This is a genomic window from Acinetobacter sp. ANC 5045 (assembly GCF_004331005.1).
In the GTDB taxonomy this organism is placed as follows: Bacteria; Pseudomonadota; Gammaproteobacteria; order Pseudomonadales; family Moraxellaceae; genus Acinetobacter; species Acinetobacter towneri.
Genome location: NZ_SJNS01000006.1, coordinates 134,743 through 153,542, shown reverse-complemented (window position 1 = coordinate 153,542; position 18,800 = coordinate 134,743). Strand labels below are relative to the sequence as shown.

Genomic DNA, 18,800 nt, shown 5'->3' with positions numbered 1-18,800 from the left:
TAAGACCAATGCAAGTCTCCGTAAACAGTTGTGCTGGCGACCATAGCAAGAGTGAACCACCTGATCCCTTCCCGAACTCAGAAGTGAAACCTCTTCGCGCTGATGGTAGTGTGGGGTTACCCATGTGAGAGTAAGTCATCGCCAGCTCATTATTCAAACACCCTCAACTAGCGTTGGGGGTGTTTTTTATGGGAGAAAGAAAACTTTAAGAAGAAAAGTAGAAGAAAGAAGTTTAAAACAATATATTTACAATAATAAATTATGTGAAAAATATAGCATATATCAAAATATCATAAATTACTGCAAGTCTATTTGGTCGAATTTATCTACAACTTTAGTCTAGGTTTTTAAGAAAATTAACCAGAGTTAAGTTTTTGCTGTAGACAAAAAGTGAATATTGATTCATTTTATATACAAAAGTGAATAACCATTCATTTTTTATAAAATAAAAAGCTCACAATTGGAGGTGAGGGAAAAATGACAGCAACAACAATGAATGTGAATGCTGTAGTGGATCAAGCAAAGTTTAAACCTTTTCATTTAAAAATTGTACTTTGGTGCGTATTTGTCGTTATTTTTGACGGTTATGATTTGGCGATTAACGGTGTGGCTTTACCACTACTGATGCAAGAATGGAATATGACGGCTGTACAGGCAGGTATGCTTGCGAGTACGGCACTGGCAGGCATGATGTTTGGCGCCATGCTGTTTGGCATGTTGGCAGACAAAATTGGCCGTAAAAATGTCATATTAATTTGTGTGACGTTATTTAGTGGCTTTACTTTTTGGGGCGGCTTTGCATCCAACCCAACAGAGTTTGGTATTTTACGTTTTATTGCAGGTTTAGGGATTGGCGGGGTATTGCCTAACCTCGTGGCTTTAACCTCTGAATATGCACCACAAAAAATGCGTAGTACCTTGGTTACCACCATGTTCAGCGGCTATGCCGTGGGCGGCATTATGGCAGCCTTACTTGGTGCATGGTTGACGCCTAGCTTTGGCTGGGAAGTGATGTTCTATATTGCGGGATTACCGTTACTTATTTTGCCTTTATTGTGGTTTTTCTTACCAGAATCTTTAACTTTTTTGGTGAAAAAACAGCAACATGAAAAAGCGCGTCACATCGTCCAGCAAATTAGCCCACAAGAAAATATCAGCCCACAAACACAATTTGTATTAAATGAAGTACAAACCGCAGATGCCTCAATTGCAGCCTTATTTAAAAATAACCGTGGCATGAGTACTTTGCTGTTTTGGTGCTGCTTCTTTATGTGTTTGTTGATGGTTTATGCTTTGGGCAGTTGGTTGCCAAAACTGATGATGGCAGCAGGTTATTCGCTGGGTAACAGTTTAATGTTCTTAATGGCGATGAACATTGGTGCTGTGATCGGAACCATCAGTGGCGGGATTTTAGCAGACCGTTTCCACTTAAAACCTGTGATTATTGGCATGTTTTTATTGGGCGCATTCTCTCTAGTGGGTCTAGGCTTTAATTCACCACAGCCTGTGATTTATTTATTGGTGGGCTTAGCAGGTGCTTCTGCCATTGGCAGCAGTATTTTATTGTATAGCTTTGTTGCTCAGTATTATCCACTTACGATTCGTTCTACAGGTATCGGCTGTGCTTCTGCAGTGGGGCGTGTCGGTGCGATTGTAGGCCCTATTATTATTGGCGTACTTTTGGGCATGGATTTACCACATAAAATGAACTTTTTGGCGGTGGCGATTCCTGCAGTGATTGGTGCAATTGCAGTAGCACTGATTCGTTTACAAAGTACATCACAGGTGGTGAGTGAGCCAAGCGTGGTTAAAAAAGCCAGCCGATCTTATAGTTAATTGATCGTTAGTGTTTTGGGACTTTGAAATTAAGGAGCATTGCTCCTTAATTTTTTGCCTATTCACTTTGTAGAAGATTTAAGTAAGAAAGTGTGTATCGCTACATTTCTACTGTGCACGAGGTACATTTCATTGATTATGATGTCTTGATTAGCACAAGCAAAGATTGAATGAATAGAGGAGCAATTAGGATGCTCAAGATAAATCGGCAATACTATGGATTTATATGTCTAGTTGTATTGGGTTTAACTACAGGGTGTAATGCGCAAGTTGAGCCGAAACAGAACACGGCTGCTTTAGAGTCAAAATCAACTTCTGCACAAAATTTACAACGCTATCAAATACAGCCAATTGCAGATTTTAATGAGCCGTGGGCATTGGCAGAATTACCCGATGGACGCCTATTAATTACAGAAAAAGCGGGGAAATTAAAACTTTTTGATCCAAAAACAGGTCAAAGCTTAGATGTTCAAGCTATCCCTGAAGTCGCCTATGGCGGACAAGGTGGTTTGGGTGACGTCATTTTAGATCCTGACTTTAAACAGAATCAGCAGATTTATTTAAGTTATGCCGAAGCGGGTGCGGGTGGTTACGGTGCAGTCGTGATTCGGGGCAAGCTTGTATTAGATGCCAAACCCACGCCAAAACTCACCCAAATTCAAAGAATCTAGCAGCAAGTGCCGAAAGTATCGGGACAGGGGCACTATGCGCATCGTATAAAGTTTGGTGCAGATGGCAAATTGTGGATAAGTTCTGGTGAGCGACAAAAGTTTGAACCTGCTCAGGATTTAAAATCTAATTTAGGCAAAATTTTGTGTCTAAATGCAGATGGCACAACCCCTTTAGACAATCCATTTCAAACACATGGAGAGATTGCCAAGCAAGTCTGGAGTTTGGGGCATCGCAACCCTTTAGGCATGGCATTCGATTCTACAGGGCAGCTTTGGGTTGCAGAAATGGGACCTAAAGGGGGTGATGAGTTGAATCTGATTGTCAAGGGCGAAAACTATGGCTATCCACTGGTGTCGAATGGTGATCATTATAATGGGTTGCCCATTCCAGACCATGCAACTCGTCCTGAATTTACAGCCCCTGTTCTGGATTGGACGCCAGTCATCTCTCCCTCAAGTTTGATGTTTTATACGGGAGATGTATTCCCACATTGGAAGCATAAAGCGATTCTTGGTGGTTTATCTTCAAAAGCAATTATTGTGGTGGATACGCAAGCACAGCCTGTTCGGGAGTTACAGCGTATCGAGATGGGTCAGCGGATTCGTGGCGTACTTCAAGCACAGGATGGCAATATTTGGGTGATTGAAGATGGTCAATTTGCCAGATTGCTTAAATTGGTGGCTCCATAAAATAAATTTCTTCAGGTCTAAACTTATTTCAAAGTAGGACAAAAAACAAATAGAAAAAAGCCCCAACATCATGTCGGGGCTTTTTCAGATTTATGTTTAGGTATTACTCCTGTTATACCTTTCAGCGTCCTGCCGTTATATTATTTATTATTGTTATTCTTGCTTTTAGAAACATCCTGTTTCTGTATGTGTTAAATATAAAATGAAAGCTGATCTTTGCCTAGCGTCAATTTTCTGCAGTGCATGTAAGCTAAAACGTACAACGATATATCGGTAAAATATAGATCAATAAACTGGATTTATTTAATTTTAAGTATTTGATTATATTTAATAATTATCTTATTCAATAAAAAATCTCCCAAATTCATTTTCTTGTACTTGGGAGATTTGAACAGCAGAAAGATGCAGTAAGTATGCAAATTGATTACATCAACTTAATACCTTGTTGTCCTGCTGGGGTCACTCTAAAGATTTCAACTTCAAAGGTAATATTTTTACCCGCTAAAGGGTGGTTAAAGTCTACTTCAGTCACATCATCGTTGACAGATTTCACCACGCCATAGAGGCTTTGTTTGGCTTTATCTTCAAATTCAATCATGTGTCCTTCAACTGGATGTTGCTCAAATTTAACCGTATCAAAAGTTTGTACGTTTTCAGGATTCCATGGACCAAATGCTTCTTCAGGTGGAAGACTCACGGTACGACGGTCACCTGCACGTAAACCAAATAATGACTTTTCAAAACCAGGTAATAGGCTGCCATCGCCCATGACCAAACTTACAGGTTCAGCGCGGCTACGGGTGTTGTCAATTTCTACACCATTTTCAATGGCGACAGAAAAGTGCAATTCGACTTTTGAGCCATCTTCAATACGAGTTTCATCATTTGGATTAATAATTTCAGTCATGTTGCGCCTGCGCTCGTTCAATTCGGTGCTTTTCTAGGAAAAACGTATCAATTAACAGCAGAATGGTGCCAAGTGTGATGGCACTGTCTGCAATATTAAAGGCAGGGAAGTGGCTGTTGTTGTAGTACACGTGAATAAAATCGACCACGTAGCCAAGACTGACCCGATCAATTAAATTCCCAATCGCACCGCCTAAAATCAAGGCAATCGCCAAAGGCAGTACGATGACATTTTTTGGCATACGCATTAGCCAAAATACAAAAATTACAGACACTAAACCTGCCAGTGAGGTAAAGAAATAACGTTGCCATCCACCTGCATCGGACAAGAAACTAAAGGCAGCGCCATAGTTATGCAGTAAAGTCCAATTCAAAAAGGGCAATACAGGCACTGGATCTGCGTAATTCAGATGCGATACTGCAATCCATTTGGTCCATTGGTCGAGAATAATCGCGACAATGGACAAGCCCACCCACCATAAATTATGTGGATAGAACTGGAATAAGCCCTTTTTGTGTTGTGGATTAGGCATATTTTCTCTCTTCGCCTTGACCTGTTGGAAGGTTGATAATACAACGTGAGCACAAACCTGGATGTGCAGAATGTGTATTCACATCAGGGAGTACATGCCAGCAACGTACGCATTTTTCGCCATCTGCTGCAGAAACTTTCACGTTCAAGCCATCTAAATCAGAGGCTTCACCTTGTGCAGCATCAAAGCCATTCACAACCACTTGTGAGGTAATCAGGACAAAACGTAGCTCATCGCCTAGTTTATCCAATACGGCTTTGAGTTCGTCATTCGCCCAAAGTTCAACTTTAGCAGACAAGTTGGAACCGACTGTTTTGGCGGTACGTGCAGCTTCAATGAATTTATTGACGGCAGATTTAACAGCGATCAGGGTTTGCCATTCCGCTTCTGCCAGTATGTTGGCTTCAGAAGCCACTGGGATGTCATACCATTCTGCAGTGAACACGTATTTTTCTGATTGCTCAGGAATTAGCGGCCATGCTTCTTGTGCCGTAAAGCTTAAGATTGGTGCCATCCAACGAACGAAAGCCTGAACCAAGTGATACAAAGCTGTTTGTGCAGAATGACGTGCTTGCGAGTCTGCTTTGGTGGTGTACTGACGGTCTTTGATGATATCGAGGTAGAAACCACCCAAGTCATTAATACAGAAGTTAGTCAGCGCACTGGTTACTATATGGAAGTTCATATCTTCATAGGCTTGCTGAATGGTTTTCTGTACTTCTGCGGCACGTTGCAGGATGTATTGATCCAGTGCAATCAACTGATCTACAGGCAGAGCATCTGTAGCGGGTTTGAAACCATTTAAGTTAGCCAACAAGAAACGCAAAGTATTACGGATACGACGATAACCGTCAGAGGCACGGCTAAAGATTTCCTTACCTGCGGTCATTTCATAGCGGTAATCTGCCGATGCAATCCAGAAGCGTAAGCCGTCTGCACCCATGTCTTTAATAATGTCTTGTGGAGTAATGATGTTACCCAACGATTTCGACATTTTGCGACCTTTTTCATCCACTACAAAGCCGTGGGTTAACAAGCCTTTGTATGGTGCGCGTTCATTGATCGCAATTGAGGTGAGCAATGAAGACTGGAACCAGCCACGGTGTTGGTCTGAACCTTCAAGATATAAATCGGCTGGGTCTTGTAACTCTTCACGCTCACGTAGAACTGCATAATGCGTCGTACCTGAGTCGAACCAAACGTCTAAGGTGTCGCGTACTGCATTGTAGTGCTCGGCATCATCACCAATGAAGTCTTTGGCTTCACGGTTGTACCAGCCATCAATCCCTTCTTGTTCGATCAGTTTCGCAACTTCTTCGATCAATTCAGGTGTGCGTGGGTGCAATTCGTTGGTGTCTTTATGTACAAAGAATGGAATTGGCACGCCCCAAGTACGTTGACGTGAAATACACCAGTCTGGGCGACCTTCAATCATCGCTTGGATACGGTTTTTACCCCAATCAGGTACAAAGCTGATCTCATTTTCGATCGCATTCAATGCACCTTGACGTAAACCTTGGTTATCCATGCTGATAAACCATTGTGGTGTCGCACGGAAAATAATTGGAGTTTTATGACGCCAGCAGTGTGGGTAGCTGTGTTTGATTGGGTGATGTGCCCACAGCTTATTGCTTTCTGCCAAAGCCGCAATAATTTGTGGGTTGGCTTTGTAAATGTGCTCGCCTGCAAAAATTGGTGCGGTTGGTAAATAAACACCATTGCCACCAACCGGATTATCGACTTTTAGGTTGTATTGTAAACCGACTTTATAGTCGTCCACACCGTGACCAGGTGCGGTATGTACTGCACCGGTACCGCTGGCAGCGGTGACGTGTTCACCTAAAATGACAGGTACTTGACGGTCTTGAATTAGTGGGTGTTGCAAGATCAGGTTTTCAAGTTTGTCACCAGTAAAGTCTGCCAACACTTCATAGCTGTTAAAGCCATAGCGTTCAGTTGCAGACTGTACTAATTCTTTGGCTAAAATAAAGTTTTGTGCTGCTTTTTCATCGCTACGTGCTTTTACCAATTGATATTCAATTTCGGCATGCAAGGCAACAGCTTGGTTAGCAGGCAATGTCCACGGTGTTGTGGTCCAAATCACGATATCTGTTGCATCGGTAATTTGAACGCCCAAACGTGCAGATAAATCGGCTAAATCAACAACAGCAAAACCGACATCAATCGCATCGGATTTTTTATCTTCATATTCAACTTCGGCTTCTGCCAGTGCAGAACCACAATCTAGACACCAATTCACAGGTTTTAGACCAGGTTCGATATGGCCTGCTTTAGCAATCGCACCGAGTGAACGTACGATGTCGGCTTCTTGCTTGAAATTCATGGTGAGGTAAGGGTTATCCCAATCACCAAATACGCCCATACGCACGAAGTCTTTTTTCTGTAATTCAACTTGTGTGTAAGCATATTCACGGCAGGCTTTACGGAAAGTTGAGGCATCAACTTTAACGCCAACTTTACCGACTTTTTCTTCTACTTTGAGCTCAATTGGTAGACCGTGGCAGTCCCAACCTGGAACATAAGGTGCGTCATAGCCATCCATGACACGGCTTTTAATAATGATGTCTTTTAGGACTTTATTGACCGCATGACCTAAGTGAATTTGACCATTGGCGTATGGAGGGCCATCGTGAAGCACATATTTTTTCTTGCCAATACGCGATGCACGAATCTGCTGATAAATGTTGTCGGCATACCACTCTTCTAACCATTTCGCTTCACGTACTGCCAGATTTGCTTTCATTGCAAATTCAGTACCTGGGAGGTTTAGCGTGGCTTTATAATCCACTGCATTTTCAGGAGTTTGCTTATCGCTCATGCAAGTTGTCTTCCAGTTGAATCAGCCCATGGACTGACGCGTTTTACATTAAATATTCAGGGTAAAATTAAAAAGGGAAATTTGGATGATCTTGTCGAAATTCAAGAAGTTTTTCAACATCATCATCAATTCCCGCTTTGAGTGCTTCAAGCGAAGGGTAGTTTTTTTCGCCATGTAAATAGTTTAAAAACGTGACCCGCATTAACAAGCCATACAGATTAGCAGAAACATTGGGGAAATGTACTTCTAATCGCCATTCGGGATGTTCTTGCTTGATGGCAGGACGAGTTCCGACATGCCCTGCACCAAATAAACTGTTTGGGCTGTAGCCTGCAACACCTGTTTTGCTAGGATGTGCATTGCTGACTGTGTCGGTTAAGGAGGTGGTTTCGCAGACCACTTCAACGCCATAAATACCGTTTAAACAAGGACGATGACGGTTTAAACGTACGTTAATGGTGGGGAAATCTAGGGTACGACCAATTTGATCGCCATATTGTACGCGTCCGGTAATACTATAAGGACGTCCGAGCAGTTGTGCAGCGAGAGCCAAGTCACCTGCTTGTAGGGTTTGGCGAATACGTGTGGAGCTGACCCGTTCACCCGATAAATTTACAGTGCTTAAATTGGTAACTTGAAAACCAAAGTTACGTAAAAAGTCACTGTTGCCTTGACGGTTTTTGCCAAAATGAAAATCATCACCCAAAACTAAATGTGTGGCATTTAAGCTATTTTTTAAAAGGTGGGCAAAGGCTTCAGCATTTAAACTACGGAAGTGATTGTCAAACTTGGCCACGGCAATATAGTCGATGCCCAATTCAGTCAGATATTCGACTTTTTCCCGCAAAGAACTGATACGTGGCGGGGCATCATAACCTTTAAAAAATTCCAGTGGTTGTGGTTCAAATAGCATCACCACCGTTTTTAGTTGTTGTGCGGCAGCCACTGCTTTGAGTTGTTGAATCATCGCCTGATGACCGACATGCACGCCATCAAAATTGCCAATGGTCACGGCAGTTTGAGCTAAGTCGGTGGTAGAAGATAAAGCATTCAGGCGGAGCAGCTGCATGGTCGAATGAAAGTTGAAAATTTGTAAGAGCTATATATTGCCATATTCTCGCGCTTTCGTCTTGTTGTTGTGTTTTTAACCTGAAAAATTATCGAAAAATCAGGCAAAATCCGACAATTTAATCTGCAAATCGCAATCGGGTTTGCACCGCATTCAAATTTCTTTTCTAATGGGGCGGTTTTAATGAACTGCACGAGTAGATGGCTATGAATTCTGATTTTGCTTTAATTATGGCATTGCCCAGTGAGTCTAAAGGCTTGTTTGAGCAAGCTGGGATTCAGGTGCATTACAGTGGCATTGGTAAAGTGAATGCCGCATTTAAAGCCTTTGAAGTGATTCAGAAAACAGGCTGTAAAACCTTGCTCAATTTAGGCACTGCGGGCAGCTCCCATTTTGATGCGCATGCTTTGGTGGAAGTGAGTCAGTTTGTACAGCGAGATATGGATGTTTCACCGTTGGGTTTTCATGTGGGGGTGACGCCTATGGATCAGGAGCATCCTGCAGAAATTGAGCTGGAACGCTATTTTGAGCATTTACCTAACGGAATTTGCGGTACAGGCGATAGTTTTGAAACGGGGACACCGAAAGTGCCGTGTCAGCTGGTCGATATGGAAGGCTATGCGATTGCCAAAGTCTGTAAAAAACTAGGCGTGCGCATGTTGTCGGTCAAATATATTACCGATGGTGCCAATGATACGGCACATTTAGACTGGGAAGAAAACTTGTTGCTAGGCGCACAAAAATTATTATCGTTATATCAAAGTGTTAAGTAATACAGTTGCCCAAAACGCCACGACCCGAGTAAAAACTAGGGTCGTGAGCTAAATTCGGATATTTGTTCAGGTTGGCGCGATTATTCTTGCGCTTCCTGTGCTGGTTCAGCCGTGACAACAGTTGCTTCTGTAGCATTGATTTCGTCCTGACGAGGCACAATACCGTACAACATCATGTGAACCGTGTGTTGTAAAACGCGTTGCAGCATACTGCGGTTACGCAAGGTTTTACCTGTGACCATTTCCATTTGTGTGGCAAAGTCAGCATAGTTTTGGGTAATGGCCCAAATATTCAAAATGAGCAGTTCAGGGTCAATCTGTTTCGACAGTTTGCCTTGTTCTTGCCACATGGTAATGACTTTGGCTTTGCGTTTTACCAGTTTTTTCAGAGGACCTTTTAAAATTTCCTGAATATGTGGCGCACCTTGAATCACTTCTAAAGCAAATAGACGTGATGCTTTCGGTTGAGTACGGGAAACCTCAATTTTCTGTAACAGATAATTGGTAATCGCTTCTTCTGGCTCAAGTTCGGCTTCAAGCATTTGTAAAGGCGCAAGCCATTTTTGTAGTACTGTGGTCAGTACTTCAACATAGAGCGCCTCTTTATTTTCATAATAATAGAAAATATTCGACTTATGCATTTCTGCAATTTGTGCGATTTCATCCAAACTTGCACCGCTAAACCCGTATAAGGAAAATACGTCGAGTGCAGCATTGAGAAGCTGATGGCGTTTTTGTGTACTCTTTTTTTGTTCCATTCGTAATTTTAAAACAATGAAAAAAGGGAATTATTAATTGTACGGCAAATCGTCAGTCTTGTGCATCATTAAAAGATGTATTTTTAAAATATTTATAATTTATTCTGTAGTTTAGCTATGCAATCAGTCAAAAAACCAATTAGGGTTGGGGAGTATATTTGCTCATGTATTTTTTGACTAAATGATTAGCGTTTGTTGATTTTATTTATAAATGGTAAAAGTGAAGTTTTACGGTGCTTAAGCTTGGGTTTGTTTAAAAAAATTAAAGAATGAATCGAGTGCCTTAATCAAGAGGAATAGATGAGCATTTGTATTGCCCTAACAATGGGAGAATCTAGCCCATTGTTAGCGTCAAGATTATTCAGTTGCCAATACTGCACTTAAGACCTGTTGTTCTAATGTGGCAAATTGCACACTTTTTTGGCGTGGTCGTGCCAGTGGCACCTGAAACTGTTGGGCAATACGTCCCTGATCGAGCAAAATAATCCGATCAGCCAGTTGTACGGCTTCACTGACATCGTGCGTGACTAAAATGGCGGTGAAACCTTGTTCGAGCCAAAGTTGCTCTATCAGGTTCTGCATTTCTAAACGTGTCAGGGCATCTAATGCGCCTAAGGGTTCATCAAGCAATAAAATGCGTGGTCGATGTGACAGAGCACGTGCTAAAGCCACACGTTGACGTTGTCCTCCTGAAAGTTGGCTTGGCCATAAATCGGCCTTCGCTTGCAGACCGACCTTTTCAAGTAAGTTGGCGGCTTCTGCATGTTGAGCGTTGGCCAAACCCAGTTGTACGTTCTGTTGGATATTACGCCAAGGCAATAGGCGAGGGTCTTGGAACATGACCCGTATATCATCGGATGTAATGCCTTCTCGAATATGTCGTGCTGACTTAAATTGAATGGAACCATAGCTGGCTTGTTCAAGATCGGCTATTAGACGCAGCAAGGTACTTTTACCACAGCCACTGCGTCCAACAATTGCCAGAAACTCACCAGGCTGAATATGCAAATTTAAGTCGGTTAAAACCTGAACTGAACCATAAAACTTGTGCAGTTGTTCAATGAGAATTTCTGCACCCATTGTATTGTTGTACTGCGCAGTTGGAGATTGGTGAGGGAGGTCTGTGCTGTGTACATGACGTCCCAAGCTTAAATCTGTCATGGGGATAATCCTTATTTTTGATAGGCTGGATGCCAGCGTAGTAAATACTTTTCTAACAGTACCGCGAACACATCGGCCAGTTTACCCAGCAGGGCGTAAAGTAAAATACCCACCAGTACAATATCGGTTTGTAGGAATTCGCGTGCATTCATGGTCATATAGCCAATGCCTGCCTGAGCAGAAATTGTTTCTGCCACAATTAACAGAACCCACACCAAACCAAGCGAAAAACGTAAACCGACTAAAATAGACGGCATCGCCCCGGGTAAAATAATGTCTTTATACAATTGCCAGCGGGTGAGCCCATAACTTTTACCCATTTCCAGCAACTGTGAATCTACAGAACGAATTCCGTGGTAGGTGTTGATATAGACTGGGAAAAACACCCCCACAGCAACTAAAAATAATTTGGCTGTTTCATCAATACCAAACCATAAAATCACCAGTGGAATCAGTGCCAGTGCAGGAATGTTGCGAATCATTTGTAAGGTGGTGTCAAGCAGCGTCGAGGCTGTTTTAGATGAGCCGTTGAGTAAGCCTAACAGCAGTCCTAATCCACCACCAATCAGCAAGCCTAGCAGGGCACGCCCTGCACTGACTTGAACGTGTTGCGCTAATTCACCACTGCTAAGTAACGTCCAAAAGGCACTGAGTACTGCACTTGGTGCGGGTAAAATGCGGCTTTGCAAAAGGCCTGTGCTTGAGGCCAGTTGCCACAAGGCAATTAAAGCGATGGGGAACAACCACGGCAGCAGTTGTTGTCCAATCAATGTTCCACGTGAAACCTTTTGCGCTTTGCCTAAACTTGAGGGTATTTGCTGACTCATTCGACTTGCTCCAGTTTACGCTGTGCAGATGTATGAGCAGCAGGTACATATTGATTTGCTACAATTTCACCAAAAGGACCAGTTAAATTAGGTTGAGCCAGTTTCTTTTGGGTTTCCAGTGGTAACAGTGGGAAAACCAACTCAGCAAAGCGAATAGACTCTTCCAAATGCGGATAACCAGAGAAAATAAAGGTACTGATGCCTAAGTCTGCATATTCCTGAATGCGAGCTGCCACCGTTTCAGGGTCGCCTACCAAGGCCGTTCCTGCACCACCACGGACCAAACCAACACCTGCCCACAGGTTAGGCGATACTTCCAGCTGGCTACGATTCCCTTGATGCAATGCCGCCATGCGACGTTGTCCAACCGAGTCCATGGCTTGGAACTTAGCCTGTGCTGAGGCAATGGTGGCATCATCTACATATTGAATCAGGTCTTCTGCTGCTTGCCATGCTTCGGCATTGGTTTCACGAACAATCACATGCAAGCGAATGCCGTAATTTAAACTGCGTCCTTTAGCAGCTGCTTTGGCTTTTAATAGTTCAAGTTTTTCTTTGACTGCAGCAGGTGGTTCACCCCAGGTTAAATAGGTATCCACCTGTTCGCTGGCCAGCTCAATGGCTGCTTCAGAGGAACCACCAAACCATAGTGGCGGATGTGGATGTTGTACAGGTGGATATAGCAATTTAGCATCATCAACCTGTAAGCGTTTGCCATGAAAACTGAACGACTCACCTGAATGTGAACGGCTTAAAATTTCACGCCAAATGTGGGTGTATTCTGCCGCAGTTTGATAACGGGTGCTGTGATCTTCATAGAGCCCATCACCTTTGAGCTCTTGTTCATCGCCACCTGTGACCAAATTCAGTAAAAGACGACCATGTGATAGTCGGTCAAAGGTTGCAGCCATGCGTGCCGCCAACGCAGGTGTGGTAATACCCGGACGTAATGCCACCAAAAATTTGAGCTTTTGTGTGGCGTCAATCAGACTGGCTGCAGTAATCCACGGATCTTCACAAGAACGGCCTGTAGGAATTAAAACCCCTTCATAACCCAAATGTTCAACAGTCAGTGCGATTTGTTTCATATAGGCATGATCAACTTGGCGAGCGCCCTTGTTGGTACCTAAATAACGACTGTCACCGTGGGTAGGAATAAACCAAAAAATTTTCATCTTAATATCCTTGTTGTGTATGTTTAAGGTGTAATGCTGTGCTGGTCTTTCAAAACCACACTTTGAATTTTGATAGACTGCGGAATCAGTTGGTCTTGCTGAAAGCTGTTGGCAATGTGTTGTTGTGATTGAATGACCTGATTGTTCAGCGGGTAAATTGGAGATGGTTTTAAGCGTTGCTGAAATACGGGTGTGGCAATATGTGGTGCTAAACCTGTACTTTGGGTGTAAATAGACAAAGCCTGATCTTGATGCTGAAGAATCCATTGATCTGCAGCATTCAAGCTAGCTAAAACCTTGCTGACCGCGTGAGGGTGCTGTTGTATAAACTTAGGATTACCAATATAGAAGGCATAACTTTTTGGGAATGCTGTGCCATCAATCAAGACCTGTGCTTGCGCATCGAGCTTGGCAGCACTTAAAAATGGATCCCAAATGACCCAAGCATCAATGCTGTTTTTATCAAATGCTGCACGAGCTTCTGCAGGCGCAAGCCAAATAGGTTGAATGTCTTTCCAGCTTAGCTGGGCTTGCTTTAATACTTTGCCCAATAATTCATGCGCACTAGAGCCTTTTTGCACGGCAATGCGTTTGCCTTTTAAATCTTGCAACGATTGAATCGGGCTGCCTGATGGAACGACCAAAGCCTGTGAATTTGGGGTCACCACTTCATAACCGACATAGCGAATATCTTTGCCTGCAGCTTGGGCAAAAATAGGCGGGGTGTTGCCCACGTAGCCAAAATCTACAGCACCCACCGCTAAGGCTTCTAGCATTTGTGGGCCAGCAGGAAACTCTTTCCAGTCAACTTTGACATTGGGCAGCTGCTGCTCAAATAACTTTTGCTGACGAGCAACCAGTAAATTTAAAGCAGACTTTTGGTAACCAATGCTGAGATGTTGTAGAGGGGCAGCAGAACTTTTTGCTGAATCAGCATTGGCTGAAATTTTTTCACAGCCTGTGAAGCCTAGACTGAATAGACCTAAACTGAATAATGTGAATGTTTGTAGCGCTTTCATTGAAACTGTCCTGATTTTTTGTTTTATGGCGATGTGCTTGTTGTGGGTTTTAAAATTGCAGCTTGAATGTCAATTTTTTGTGGAATTAACTTTTGTTGATAGAAGGCATCTGCAACTTGCTGTTGTTGTTGAACCACTTGCGCAGAAATGTTTTGCACACCAAAACCCATGCGGGCAATAGAACGACTCAAAATATCGACCGATAAACCCGTTGGTTTTTCTAAGAGTTGTGCCGCCTGTTGAGGATGTTGCTGAATCCACTGTGTGGTGGTATTCAGTTGCTGCACCACTGTGTTTAACAATTCAGGATGGGCTTCGGAAAATTGACGATCTGCCAAATAAAACTGATGATTGCTCACCAAGTTTTGCCCTGTGGCCAGAATACGTGCACCGAGCTGTTGTTCTGCCGCAGCAAAGAACGGATCCCAAATGACCCATGCATCGACAGCACCACGCTCAAATGCAGCGCGGGCATCGGCAGGGGGTAAATACACCACATGAATATCTTCAAGTTTGAGCTGATGCGCTTGCAAAACTTTTAACAGCAGATAATGCACATTGGAACCTTTATTGAGTGCAATACGTTTGCCTTTTAAATCTTGGACAGACTGAAGGTTTGAATTTTTGGGTACTATTAGCGCTTCAGCCAAAGGTGCAGCAGGTTGATTAGCCACGTAGACCAAGTTGGCTTGTGCTGCTTGTGCAAAAATAGGCGGTGCTTCCCCCGCTTCCCCAAAAACCACACTGCCGACATTTAAGCCTTCTAAGAGCTGAGGGCCTGCAGGAAATTCTACCCAATTAATTTTGACATTCTGATTTTTAAGGGCATTTTCTAGTACGGCACGTTCTTTGACAATTGGCAAAATACCGTATTTTTGATAGCCAATATTTAAGGTGATTTGATTGGCAGCTTGGTTTGGAGTACAGCCTGAGAGCAGCATGATTCCGACCCAAGCCGTAGATGTAAAAATCGTTTTTTTCCAAAAAGATGTCGAAATTGGGTACATGCAAATGTGCTCCTGAAAATAAACCCCAACGGGTGTAGCGGGCTGGATGACACATACGCTAAACAGGTTTGTTTTTTGAAAAAAATAATAAATCGGAAATTTCTAAGCAGAAATTGAGATAAATAAAAAAGTGCAAACCTTATGTTTAAAACTGCACAAATTGTAGGAGGATAGTCAGCAGTATTTATTTTTAAGTTTATGATTTTTATTGCTTATTTTTATTATTGAAGTTGAGAGATAAATATAGTGAATTTACAGCTAAGGCTTTGTTTTCAAAATAGAAGTATTTTTTTGAACTGGTTGCATAAGCTTATGCAAAATTGAGCTATATCGCCTACAGGCAAAAAGTCACTTTATAGTGACTTTTTGCAAACAATGGAGTTGCGTTGATAGTTATATAAGGCCTGACGGGCATCGGGCAGTTCATCGACACTGGCAGGGGAAAAGCCTTGTTCTAAAAACCAATGTGCGGTGCGGGTAGTCAAAATAAACAACTGCTGAATACCCATGGCTTTGGCTTTATCTTCTAAATAATCCAGAATTTGGCGGCCACGGTTCGATTTACGATAAGCAGGATGCACGGCCACGCAGGCAATTTCAGCAGACCTTAATTCATTGCCTGTGGTAGGAATAGGGTAGAGTGCTGCACAGGCTAGAATCATGCCATCTCGCTCAATCACTGCAAATTGCCCAATTTCATTTTCCAGACGTTCACGTGAGCGATACACCAATACACCTTCTTCTTCTAAAGGGCGTAATAGTCGAATCAGACCGCCAACATCTTGAATATTGGCTGTACGTACTTCTTCATAATGTGCATCACTGACCATCGTGCCTGAACCATCGCGGGTAAATAGCTCTTCTAATAATGCACCATCATAAGCATAAGAAATCAGATGTACACGATGCACGCCGTTGAGCGAAGCCTCTTGTGCTGCATTTAAGTGTAGTGCCAATTCAGGATGATGCTGTTGCGCAGCCTGAATATATTGATTTAAGTGTTGTGGGTGAATTTCACGTTGCAATTGCCTTTCGGTATTCACTAATCCGTGCTGTTCGCCTAAGAAAATGAGCTTATCAGCTTTTAAATGAATGGCAGTTTTGGTGGCGACTTCTTCTGCCAAAAGATTAAATACTTCACCTGTGCTGGAATAGCCTGTAGGCCCTAACAACACAATATTGTGGTTTTCTAAATGGCGCTGAATGGCATCGGTATCGACACTGCGGACTTCACCTGTGAGTTGGTAATCGACCCCATCACGGATGCCATACGGTTTGGCGGTAATGAAGTTACCCGACACCACATCGATACGTGCGCCATACATGGGAGAGTTGGCCAGCCCCATCGACAATAAGGCTTCAATTTGCAGACGAATTGAACCCACCGCATTCATCACACAGGATAAAGATTCACGTGTGGTGACACGACGTTGTAAATGAAAAGGGGTGTCAATTTGGCTGAATTTCAGATTTTGATTAATTTGTGGACGCGCGCCGTGGACCAAAATCAGACGAATTCCCAGCGAATGCAGCAGGGCAATATCGTGAATAATATGCTGAAAATTTTCATGCAGCACCGCTTCGCCATCGAACATGATCACGAAAGTTTTATTACGATGGGCATTGATGTAAGGCGCAGAATGTCGAAACCAATGCACATATTGTAAGGTTGTGCTGTGTGGGTTTTCTGCTGAAGTCATGCGCTGGCCTATTTCAATGATCGAGTGCTGTCTTTGATTCTAATCAAAAAAATCTGTAGCGGAAGTCTAAATATAAAAAAACACCTGAATGGTGATTCAGGTGTTGGGAATATGCGAACTCATCGTTGAGGTCGAAATATGCTTTTAGCCAATAATGCGAATGATACGATGCGTGCGTTCATTAATCAGGACATAGTCACCATTGATTTTGTACCATTGTTGGTAACGACCTGTATTGGGTAAACGACGTGCTTCACGGTCACTGACTTTATTGCGTGAAATTTCATAGCCACGTGGGAAGTTTTGACCTACACGCCAGTCACGGCTTGGATTCACACGTTTCTGATTATAACGTTTTTGCTCCCATTGCGTATGCTGACGTTGATTGTCCCAGTGGTTGCTGTGATGTTTATAAGTAGCACTGGCTTGATGGCGACGGTCATCATAACGGTGGTCTGGTGCAGCCATTGCAGAAGTTGTCAGGATGGCCGTTACAGACAGGGCAAGAATGCTGAGCGCTTTTTTCATGAGTGTTTACCTTCGGTTTCTTTTGAATATTGAGTTGATGCATTCAAATTAATGCAGAACTCAAGAGAAACGATGGTGGATAGTTGGCTGAATTGTGAATTTGATGGAGAAAACTAGGAGAATGGATGTACCGCTTTGCAAGATGAGAAACCAAGATGTGCTTGGTTATCTATTCTTTTGAAGGGATTACCGTGGAAAGTAAAGAATCCATAAAGCTCAGGTATATTATTTGGGCTTTATGGTTTTCTAAGATATTGAGTAATATGGGGTAAATTGAAATTGCGTATAAGCTGATTATGTTAATTTAGCTTTAAGCATTGGAGGGTGTAAATAATTCTGTGTAAATACAGTTTTAAAAATACTTGCGTTTGGGCATAAGCGTCTAGCTGTAGGAATCACCCTCTTTTAAGGGGGGAGGATGTCAAGAACCTGCAATACGCAAGATATGATGGTTTTCCAAATCGACTAAAATATAGTCCTGATTGATTTTATACCATTGTTGCTTACGTTCAGGTCTAGGCAAGTCGTGATCTTGATAATCGACCTTATAGCCATTACCACGATAGTGCTGCGGCATGACATAGCCCGTTTGCCACTTATGTTGCTGCAAGCGTTTTACACCACGTTCTTCACGCATACGACGCTTATCTTGTACACGCTCTTCCATATTGGCACGAAATTCACGTTTATTTTGTGCCTGATAACGCGGGTGTTCCGCATCATCCCGATCAAATTGAGGAGCAGCAGTTGCTAAATTACTGCCAAGTAAAGCACTGAAAGACATTGCCAGAACTGTCAAAATCTTTTTCATGTAAACCCCTCATTTCTCATCTCTATTTCACAGTTCATACTTTAGCCATTAAATGCAGAGAAACTGTGAAGAAAGCACATGAATTTTTTAAATAAAGCCTGATGCTACAGTATAGAGTCTATTCTATTATGCGACAAAAAAAGCATTTTGAATGTATGTGCATGCAGAAAATATAGGGGAAGGGGTTGGGGTATTATATTTTAGATCGAGCATGACCATAGCAGCGAGCTGCTATGGGATGCATCAGTTCCACTGATCTGCCAAACCTTGTAAAGACTGCACTGCGCTCGCTACACATTCGGCTTTTTCTTTGTCATCTAAGGCAACAATCAAATGTTGGCTCAGTTGTAAAGTTTCAATACTTTGAATCACGGCTGTTTTTCGTTTCATATCCGTCATCGCAATCTACCTCAATACTGTTGAAGATGGATTTAGAATAAAGGATTTACATTAATTTGAAAAACAGTTTAGTTTTATAATTTCAATCCAATAAATCG

Annotated in this window: 16 protein-coding genes, 1 rRNA gene and 1 pseudogene; 4 read left to right on the top strand and 14 right to left on the bottom strand. The window is 42.6% G+C overall.

The features are described from left to right. The first annotated feature begins 32 nt into the window (after positions 1–32). The 3 genes and pseudogenes from rrf to E0H79_RS07205 all read left to right on the top strand — a co-directional run bounded on the left by rrf (position 33) and on the right by E0H79_RS07205 (position 3,197). Positions 33–147 (top strand): 5S ribosomal RNA (gene rrf, locus E0H79_RS07215). Between the two features lie 330 nt (positions 148–477). Further along, complete coding sequence (locus E0H79_RS07210) at positions 478–1,836, top strand: MFS transporter (RefSeq protein ID WP_004974034.1); 1,359 nt, start codon at positions 478–480, stop codon at positions 1,834–1,836. A 191-nt stretch (positions 1,837–2,027) separates the two neighbouring features. After that, positions 2,028–3,197: pseudogene (locus E0H79_RS07205) on the top strand (PQQ-dependent sugar dehydrogenase). Between the two features lie 424 nt (positions 3,198–3,621). Here the strand turns inward: E0H79_RS07205 and E0H79_RS07200 are convergent. From E0H79_RS07200 to ribF, 4 genes are all read right to left on the bottom strand, one after another. Then, on the bottom strand, positions 3,622–4,104 hold the full coding sequence (locus E0H79_RS07200) for an FKBP-type peptidyl-prolyl cis-trans isomerase (RefSeq protein ID WP_004974037.1): 483 nt from the start codon (positions 4,102–4,104) through the stop codon (positions 3,622–3,624). Then, positions 4,097–4,636 carry a signal peptidase II gene (gene lspA, locus E0H79_RS07195; RefSeq protein ID WP_004974039.1) on the bottom strand — a complete coding sequence of 180 codons (540 nt, stop codon included), beginning with the start codon at positions 4,634–4,636 and terminating at the stop codon, positions 4,097–4,099. The genes E0H79_RS07200 and lspA overlap by 8 nt, the downstream gene beginning before the upstream one ends. Further along, a complete protein-coding gene (gene ileS / locus E0H79_RS07190) occupies positions 4,629–7,475 on the bottom strand; it encodes an isoleucine--tRNA ligase (protein ID WP_131261251.1) in 2,847 nt (948 codons plus the stop codon). Before ileS ends, lspA begins: the two co-directional genes overlap by 8 nt. A 67-nt stretch (positions 7,476–7,542) precedes the next feature. Further along, entirely contained in the window at positions 7,543–8,544 is a 1,002-nt protein-coding gene (gene ribF / locus E0H79_RS07185) for a riboflavin biosynthesis protein RibF (protein WP_131261250.1), read from the bottom strand. A 206-nt stretch (positions 8,545–8,750) separates the two neighbouring features. Between ribF and E0H79_RS07180 the strand changes: the two genes are divergently transcribed. Further along, a complete protein-coding gene (locus tag E0H79_RS07180; protein ID WP_131261252.1) occupies positions 8,751–9,317 on the top strand; it encodes a 5'-nucleosidase in 567 nt (188 codons plus the stop codon). A gap of 80 nt (positions 9,318–9,397) precedes the next feature. On the opposite strand, the gene E0H79_RS07175 is transcribed toward E0H79_RS07180, so the two are convergent. From E0H79_RS07175 to E0H79_RS15255, 10 genes are all read right to left on the bottom strand, one after another. Beyond that, on the bottom strand, positions 9,398–10,075 hold the full coding sequence (locus E0H79_RS07175) for a TetR family transcriptional regulator C-terminal domain-containing protein (protein ID WP_104852769.1): 678 nt from the start codon (positions 10,073–10,075) through the stop codon (positions 9,398–9,400). A 357-nt stretch (positions 10,076–10,432) separates the two neighbouring features. Further along, entirely contained in the window at positions 10,433–11,155 is a 723-nt protein-coding gene (locus E0H79_RS07170; protein ID WP_371971162.1) for an ABC transporter ATP-binding protein, read from the bottom strand. 92 nt (positions 11,156–11,247) lie between these two features. Further along, positions 11,248–12,063 (bottom strand): aliphatic sulfonate ABC transporter permease SsuC, encoded by an 816-nt coding sequence (gene ssuC, locus E0H79_RS07165; RefSeq protein WP_131261248.1) that lies wholly within the window; start codon positions 12,061–12,063, stop codon positions 11,248–11,250. Beyond that, complete coding sequence (gene ssuD / locus E0H79_RS07160; protein ID WP_131261247.1) at positions 12,060–13,238, bottom strand: FMNH2-dependent alkanesulfonate monooxygenase; 1,179 nt, start codon at positions 13,236–13,238, stop codon at positions 12,060–12,062. The genes ssuC and ssuD overlap by 4 nt, the downstream gene beginning before the upstream one ends. A gap of 23 nt (positions 13,239–13,261) precedes the next feature. After that, the gene (locus E0H79_RS07155) at positions 13,262–14,257 is read right to left on the bottom strand and encodes an aliphatic sulfonate ABC transporter substrate-binding protein (protein ID WP_131261246.1); all 996 of its coding nucleotides are present in this window, start codon (positions 14,255–14,257) and stop codon (positions 13,262–13,264) included. A gap of 23 nt (positions 14,258–14,280) precedes the next feature. Next, on the bottom strand, positions 14,281–15,264 hold the full coding sequence (locus E0H79_RS07150) for a sulfonate ABC transporter substrate-binding protein (protein ID WP_131261245.1): 984 nt from the start codon (positions 15,262–15,264) through the stop codon (positions 14,281–14,283). Between the two features lie 353 nt (positions 15,265–15,617). Then, positions 15,618–16,964 carry an amino-acid N-acetyltransferase gene (argA, locus tag E0H79_RS07145; protein WP_131261244.1) on the bottom strand — a complete coding sequence of 449 codons (1,347 nt, stop codon included), beginning with the start codon at positions 16,962–16,964 and terminating at the stop codon, positions 15,618–15,620. A gap of 144 nt (positions 16,965–17,108) precedes the next feature. Continuing rightward, a complete protein-coding gene (locus E0H79_RS07140; RefSeq protein WP_131261243.1) occupies positions 17,109–17,492 on the bottom strand; it encodes an RcnB family protein in 384 nt (127 codons plus the stop codon). A gap of 421 nt (positions 17,493–17,913) precedes the next feature. Further along, complete coding sequence (locus E0H79_RS07135; RefSeq protein WP_131261242.1) at positions 17,914–18,303, bottom strand: RcnB family protein; 390 nt, start codon at positions 18,301–18,303, stop codon at positions 17,914–17,916. Positions 18,304–18,546: 243 nt separating this feature from the next. After that, positions 18,547–18,702, bottom strand: a complete 156-nt coding sequence (locus E0H79_RS15255; protein WP_165492522.1) for a hypothetical protein — start codon at positions 18,700–18,702, stop codon at positions 18,547–18,549. Positions 18,703–18,800 lie beyond the last annotated feature (98 nt).

Bases quoted from the DNA above. Each gene is read 5' to 3' on its own strand.
- E0H79_RS07155 (WP_131261246.1), bottom strand. From the start codon at position 14,257: ATGAAAGCGCTACAAACATTCACATTATTCAGTTTAGGTCTATTCAGT.
- E0H79_RS07210 (WP_004974034.1), top strand. From the start codon at position 478: ATGACAGCAACAACAATGAATGTGAATGCTGTAGTGGATCAAGCAAAG.
- E0H79_RS07170 (WP_371971162.1), bottom strand. From the start codon at position 11,155: ATGGGTGCAGAAATTCTCATTGAACAACTGCACAAGTTTTATGGTTCA.
- E0H79_RS07175 (WP_104852769.1), bottom strand. From the start codon at position 10,075: ATGGAACAAAAAAAGAGTACACAAAAACGCCATCAGCTTCTCAATGCT.
- E0H79_RS07135 (WP_131261242.1), bottom strand. From the start codon at position 18,303: ATGAAAAAGATTTTGACAGTTCTGGCAATGTCTTTCAGTGCTTTACTT.
- ileS (WP_131261251.1), bottom strand. From the start codon at position 7,475: ATGAGCGATAAGCAAACTCCTGAAAATGCAGTGGATTATAAAGCCACG.
- ssuC (WP_131261248.1), bottom strand. From the start codon at position 12,063: ATGAGTCAGCAAATACCCTCAAGTTTAGGCAAAGCGCAAAAGGTTTCA.
- E0H79_RS07140 (WP_131261243.1), bottom strand. From the start codon at position 17,492: ATGAAAAAAGCGCTCAGCATTCTTGCCCTGTCTGTAACGGCCATCCTG.
- ssuD (WP_131261247.1), bottom strand. From the start codon at position 13,238: ATGAAAATTTTTTGGTTTATTCCTACCCACGGTGACAGTCGTTATTTA.
- E0H79_RS07150 (WP_131261245.1), bottom strand. From the start codon at position 15,264: ATGTACCCAATTTCGACATCTTTTTGGAAAAAAACGATTTTTACATCT.
- argA (WP_131261244.1), bottom strand. From the start codon at position 16,964: ATGACTTCAGCAGAAAACCCACACAGCACAACCTTACAATATGTGCAT.
- E0H79_RS07180 (WP_131261252.1), top strand. From the start codon at position 8,751: ATGAATTCTGATTTTGCTTTAATTATGGCATTGCCCAGTGAGTCTAAA.
- E0H79_RS15255 (WP_165492522.1), bottom strand. From the start codon at position 18,702: ATGACGGATATGAAACGAAAAACAGCCGTGATTCAAAGTATTGAAACT.
- lspA (WP_004974039.1), bottom strand. From the start codon at position 4,636: ATGCCTAATCCACAACACAAAAAGGGCTTATTCCAGTTCTATCCACAT.
- ribF (WP_131261250.1), bottom strand. From the start codon at position 8,544: ATGCAGCTGCTCCGCCTGAATGCTTTATCTTCTACCACCGACTTAGCT.
- E0H79_RS07200 (WP_004974037.1), bottom strand. From the start codon at position 4,104: ATGACTGAAATTATTAATCCAAATGATGAAACTCGTATTGAAGATGGC.